A 6027-nucleotide genomic window follows, 5' to 3' on the forward strand; every position below is an offset into this window, starting at 1 on the left:
GGTCGAGGTCGTCGAACACGCTCGGGTCCCCGAGGTCGGCCACCAGTGCTTCGCCGCCGAGGTCGGTGGCCACCTGCTTGGCGCTCTGCTCGTCGCGGTCGAGCACGATGACGTAGGCACCGTCGGCGGCCAGCCGAGCAGAGATGGCGCGGCCGATGCCGCCGGCGCCTCCGGTGACCAGGGCGGTGCGACCCGCAAGGGGGCCTGTGACGGGGGTCTCGTTCATTCGGGCGACAGTACGCAGCAAGCCCCCTCCCCGACATGTGTGCGCTCAACACATCGGGCCCCGTCTGATGTGCTCAGCGCCCACCCACCCCGCGGGCCAGGCGCCAGAGCCGGAGTGCCAGCTGCTGCTCGAGGGCGGGACCCGGCTCGCGCCACCCGTCGCCGAGGAGCGCGCCGATCCGGTCGAGCCGCTGGCCGACCGTGTTGTGATGCACGTGCAGCGCCTCGGCGGTGCGCGCGGTCCTGCCACTGGCCGCGAACCAGGCTTCCAGGGTTCCCATCAGGTCGGTGCCGCGCTCGGCGTCGTACGCCACCAGCGGCCCCAGGGTCTGGGTGAGGTAGGCGTCGAGCTCGGCCGGGCCGTTGTCGCCGAGCACCAGTCGAGCGAGCCCGAGCCCGGCCGCGTCGCTGACCTCGCCGGCCCGTCCGAGGGTCTGCAACGTCAGCACACAGCTGCGCGCTCGTTGCCAGGCTGTCGACAGGTCCGCCGGCGCAGCCGCCTCGACGAGGCTCACGCCGACGGTGACCGGCCCACCCGCCTGGCGCAGGGCGTGGTGGAGCTGACGGCCGATGGCGAGCGGAACCTGGGCGTCGGCGAGCAGCACGATGTGACCTTCGTGCTCACCTCCGAGCCCGCGGAGGTCGTCGCCGAGCCGAGCGGCGACGAGCGCGGCACGATGGGGATCGGCACCGTGCACGTCTGCGACGGCCACGACTCGCAGCCGGTCGAGGTCGAGGCGGTGACGTCGCACCCGCTCCCGGACCCATCCGGGGTCGCCCTCGCGACCGGAGAGCAGGTCGGTCAGCAGCTCACCTCGGACGCGGTCCTCAGCAGCGCTGACGGAGCGGTTGAACAGCAGGATCAGAGCCGTGACGAGCGCACCGCGCTCCAACGTGCGCCGCCCTGCCATGTCGAGAAATCCTGCCGCCGGGCGCAGCACCAGCGTGCCGAGGTGCTCGGAGCCTGCCAGGGATGCGACCACGTAGAGGCCTGCGCCGACCTCCACGCTCCGACCCGTGGCCAGCGACTCCCCCAACGACTCCCCCAGGTCGGCGTCGAGGTCGACCGCCGACGTCGATGCCGATGCCGATGACGATGACGCCAGGGCGACTCCCGCGGCGTCCTGGATCCAGACGTCCCCGCCGAGCACCTCCGCCAGGACCTGCACCACCTGGTCGAGCCCGCCGCCCTGGAGAATCACCTCGGTCAGGCGGTCGTGGGCCTGCGCGCCGATCTCGACGGCGCGGCTCTGCTCGCGCATCTGCCGGTTGGTGTCGTCCACCTCGGCCAGGGCCTGCTGCGTGGCGGTGAAGAGTCGGGCGTTCTCGAGGGCGACGGCTGCGTGGGCGGCGAATGACGTCAGCAGCGTCACCTCGCTCGCCGGGAAGGGTCGCACCGCGCGGTGGCCGGCGAGCAGGGCTCCGATGACCTTGCCCTCGACGATCAGCGGGACGCCGAGGATGGCGCGGATGTCCTCGTCGTTGACGGCGTGATCGATGTACTCCTGGTGCTCGAAGCGCTGGTCGTGCTTGTAGTCGTCGGTGTAGTACGGCGCGCCGGTCTGGGCGACGAGTCCGAGCAGGCCGGTGCCGAGCGGCAGCCTGAGCGTGCGGAACTGCGCCGACACCGACCCGTCGGTCACGCGCATGTACGACGCCCCCTCGGCCTCGTCGTTCAGCGACAGGTAGGTCATGTCGGCCTGGAGCAACCGGCGGGCGCGACGCACGATCGCCGTCAGGATCGCGTCGACGTCTCGGATCGCGATCAGGTCGTGAGCCGTCTCGTAGAGCGCGCCGAGCTCGGCTTCGCGACGCCGCTGCTCCGACATCCGCTCCCGCAGCCGCAGCGCGACCCCGTGCTGGTGGCGCAGGTCGGCGCGGGCGTCGTCGTCCGGCGCCAGCAGCTCCCGCTCACGCAGCGCCGCGTCGAGAGCCTCCTCCGACGCGCCCGCGTAGAGGAGGTCGAGGAACGACGTGGGGAGAGGCACGCGCCACAGGATACGGACGCGCCGATCGCGCGTTCTTGTCTAAGTCTAGTGAACTGCTATGTTTACGCCACTCACCCACCTTTCACCAGGAGCACTACATGTGGATCGTCCTCGGCTTCGCTCTCGCGGGCGGGCTCGCCCAGCTCGTCGACGGGACCCTCGGCATGGGCTTCGGCGTCACGTCTGCCACCGTGCTGCTCTTCATGGGCATCGCCCCGGCCACCGCGAGCGCAGCCACGCACGCGGCCAAGCTGCCCACCACGCTGATCAGCGGCCTGGCTCACTGGCGTGAGGGCAACATCGACCTCGCGATCCTCGTCCGGGTCGCCCTGCCCGGTGCGGTCGGCGGGTTCCTGGGCGCCGTCGTCCTCACCAACATCAGCATGGCCTCGGCCAAGGGCTGGATGGCCGGACTGCTGCTGTTCTTCGGGCTCGTGATCTTCGCGCGCTTCGGGCTGGGGCTGCGGCTGATCCCCACGCCGAAGAACGGTCACACCGTCCGCTGGCTCGGACCGATCGGCCTCCTCGGCGGCTTCGTCGACGCCACCGGTGGCGGCGGCTGGGGCCCGGTCGTCACCCCGAGCCTGATGACCGTGACCCGTCACGAGCCCCGCAAGGTGGTCGGCACGACGAACGCTGCGGAGTTCCTGGTCGCGGTGTCGGTCTCGATCGGCTTCCTCACCGGCGCCGCCCAGCACGGGATCCCGTGGCTGCCGGTGCTCGGTCTCGTGCTCGGTGGCGTGCTCATCGCTCCGATCGCTGCCCGACTCGCCGGACGACTCCCCCACGCCCCGATGGGCACCCTGGTCGGCGGGCTCGTCGTCATGGTCAACGGCATCACCATCATCGCCGCCCTCGGTGGGCTGCCCGGCTGGCTCGACGCCACCCTCCTGCTGCTCATCGCCTCGGCCACCGCAAGCGTCGCCCACCGTGCCTGGCTCCGCGAGCGGGCCGAGCGTGCGTCGGCCGCAGCCGCGGTGCTCGTCTAGAGCAGGAACTCGTCGGCGTAGACCAGCCGCTGCTCCCAGATCGACGGACCGCTGGCGGGGTTCCCGGCAAGGGGTGGGTCGCCCTCGAAGCGCTCCCACTCCTCGACCGTCACCCGCCAGCCCGGGGTCCCTCCCCCGGACGGCGAGGGTCGCCGGAGCCGGAAGGAGTCGGGCGACGTGAGCTCACCGACCCAGGCGACGTCCCACGCCCCGACCCGGCCCTTCAGCGTCAGCGGGCTGCTCGCCACGGTGGTCCACCCTAGGTCGGTCGGGACGTCGGGGTCGCGCCGCGACAAGGTGGCGACGACGACACGGTGGGGGTCGAAGCCCGGGATCCGCTCCGGCCCCAGGTTGCCGATGGTGCCACTCACCACCACGCGCACGCTGCGCTCGTCGGTGCGGTCGACCGAGGTCGTCCGCGTCGGCGGCAGCTGCACGTAGCGGCACCGCACCGGCGCCGAGAGGTGATGGCCGGCGATGCTCTCGGGCTGATAACGCGCCACGGCCAGGCGCACGAAGGGCCAGAACGCCTCTTGTGACCGGTCGCCTGGCTTCGCCCCGGCGACGTGTGCCCACGGGTCGATTGCCACGTCGACGTACCAGAGGCCGCGAGCGGCGTTGAACTGTGGGCGGTAGGCCGCAGCCGTCACCAGCGGGCCCAGCGCATCTCCCGAGGCCGGGAGCCGGAGACCTGATCGCACCTCGACCGGCCGCCCGGGTCGTACGACGCCGTCCGCGTGCTCTCGCACCAGCATCGAGGCGAGCTGGAGATCGACCACCGCACGGTTCTCGACCACGGGCGCGTCCCAGATCGGGTCGGCCCCGACCTTGGAGACGAAGGGGTAGCCGGACTGGTCGCCGGCAGGATCCTCGCGGTCGTAGCCGAAGTCGTCGTCACCGCCGGAGGCCAGCAGGACTGCGAGCAGCTCACCCTCGCCGCTCGAGAACCACGGACGCTCGAGATAGATGCGCACGCCGGTCGAGCGTTCGTGCCTCCACCCCATCGGCTGCTCGGACTCGGTGCCCGACGCCCACCGGAAGAGCGGGATCACCGAGTGGACGACCGGAGCGGCAGGTCGCGCCGACGACGGGATGCTGACCTCGAGCGGGGCGCTGATCACCGACAGCCCGTCGTCGCCGGGCACGGCCGGATCAGCGGCGATCAACGAGGGGTGGAAGTACTCCCGGAAGCGTGTGGTCGCACGGAACGTGTAGGTGACCCGGCGGTGCTTGGTGTCAGGGAAGTGGTGGAGCGCGCGGCGCGCCGGGAGGTGCTCCATCAAGGCGCCCAACGGCTCGTCGTCGAGCCGGAGCGCGAGCGTCGCGTCGTGCTCGTCGACGGGCACTGTGAAGCCGATCGCCGCCGTCGGCCTGTGCTGCGGCTGCGTGGGCACGGCGAGGTCGTCGAGGTGCTCGGTCCAGGTGGCCTCCGCGTTCACGCTCTGGGTGCTGCTCCCGTGCACCCGCAGCTCGGCGATCAGTGCAGCCTCCGTCCGTCCGGGCCGGCGCACGACGGTGTCGAGGTGCACCCGCGGCGCCTGCACCGGACGAGGCACGGCATGCACCAGCAGGACGTCGTCGTACGGCGTGAGCGACCAGAGCCAGCCGTCCTTGGCGGCTTCGGCGACCGCGGGGTCAGCGGTGAGCGGCGACGGCAGCTTGCGCCACACGGCCAGGAGGTCGAGGTCCTCGGCCCGCAGCGAGGAGGAGAGTCGAAAGCGCTGCAGGTCACCTGCGGGCAGGCCGACGGTGAGGGTGCGAGCCTTGCGCTCGGCGTCGAGCACCTGCCGCCCGACCAGGTCGAGTCGGATCGGCTGCACCTTGGGCCAGGTGCCGCCGTACTCGGTCGTGAAGCCCTCTGTCGCATCGTGCCCGGTGAGCCCGATGCCCTCGACGGCCTCCGGGAAGACCAGTGAGATCCCCGCAGCCAGTGGGTCCGGGAGGTACGGCGTCGTCACCCGATCGGTGTCGTGGACGACGTACTGACCGGTGGGGGGCGCCTCGCCGGGGGCCAGCGGCAAGGACGCCGGCACGACGGTCAGATCGTTGGCAGCGAGGGACACGCCGTCCTGCGGCAGGCGGCCGCCGGGCACGTCGAGATCAGGTCGCTCGACGTCGAGCAGCGAGCCTTCCTCCGCAAGCGACCACGTGAGCATCTTCTGCTTCGCCGCGCTCGACGACGTACCGACCGCGGCATCGAGCATGCCGTGCAGCTCGGCGGTCATCTGCGTGGTCTTCGGCGGCACGAGGTGGCGCTGGCACTCGGCGTGGTAGCCGAGAGCGGCGTCGCCCGCGGTCACCTCGTCGGCGTACGACGCGGGGGTGCTGACGGTGATCTCGAGGCTGTCGGGGTCCTGACGCACCCCGGAGCGGATCACCAGCACGCGCTGCGACTCCCCCTCGGTGAACCGCCGGCGGGGCACCACCACCGGAGGCGACACCGGGTCCCAGCGGAGGAAGGGGGTCAGACCCGTGGTGGTGGCCAGCGCCGCGGCGACCGCGTCCGCCACCGTGCCGGCAAGCGCGAAGTCGGTGGCGGCCGAGGCCACCAGGTCGCTCAGGACCTCCGCCGAGGTCGCCCGGGTCTCGCGCACCAACGGGGTGGCGACGTCGGCCACGACGGCGTCGGACAACCGGGCGAGGGTGGCGCGTCGTCCGACACTCGCCCGCGGGGACTCCGCGGCTGCGGTCTGGACGGTGGCGCGTCGTACGACCACGCGCGCAGCCGCTCCACGCAGGTTGGCCAGCGCGGGGTCCAGCGCAGGACCGGTCGGGGTGACCGTGCTCAGCTGGCGCCGCAGCTGCGCATCGGTGTCGAGCAGCCG

4 protein-coding genes are annotated in these 6027 nt (G+C 72.1%); 1 reads left to right on the forward strand and 3 read right to left on the reverse strand.

What is annotated here, in order from left to right:
* Positions 1-226, reverse strand: a 226-nt coding sequence (locus VOI19_RS12230; protein WP_323793238.1) for an SDR family NAD(P)-dependent oxidoreductase, incomplete at its 3' end; no start/stop codon positions are given.
* A 73-nt stretch (positions 227-299) separates the two neighbouring features.
* Entirely contained in the window at positions 300-2213 is a 1914-nt protein-coding gene (locus tag VOI19_RS12235) for a helix-turn-helix domain-containing protein (protein WP_323793239.1), read from the reverse strand.
* A gap of 98 nt (positions 2214-2311) precedes the next feature.
* On the opposite strand from VOI19_RS12235, the gene VOI19_RS12240 reads away from it, so the two are divergent.
* On the forward strand, positions 2312-3202 hold the full coding sequence (locus tag VOI19_RS12240; RefSeq protein WP_323793240.1) for a sulfite exporter TauE/SafE family protein: 891 nt from the start codon (positions 2312-2314) through the stop codon (positions 3200-3202).
* Here the strand turns inward: VOI19_RS12240 and VOI19_RS12245 are convergent.
* Positions 3199-6027, reverse strand: a 2829-nt coding sequence (locus VOI19_RS12245) for a hypothetical protein (RefSeq protein WP_323793241.1), incomplete at its 5' end; no start/stop codon positions are given. The genes VOI19_RS12240 and VOI19_RS12245 overlap by 4 nt on opposite strands.

This window comes from Nocardioides sp. (assembly GCF_034670285.1).
In the GTDB taxonomy this organism is placed as follows: Bacteria; Actinomycetota; Actinomycetes; order Propionibacteriales; family Nocardioidaceae; genus Nocardioides.

Coding starts and splice junctions, on each gene's coding strand:
- VOI19_RS12240 (WP_323793240.1), top strand. CDS start 2,312: ATGTGGATCGTCCTCGGCTTCGCTCTCGCGGGCGGGCTCGCCCAGCTC.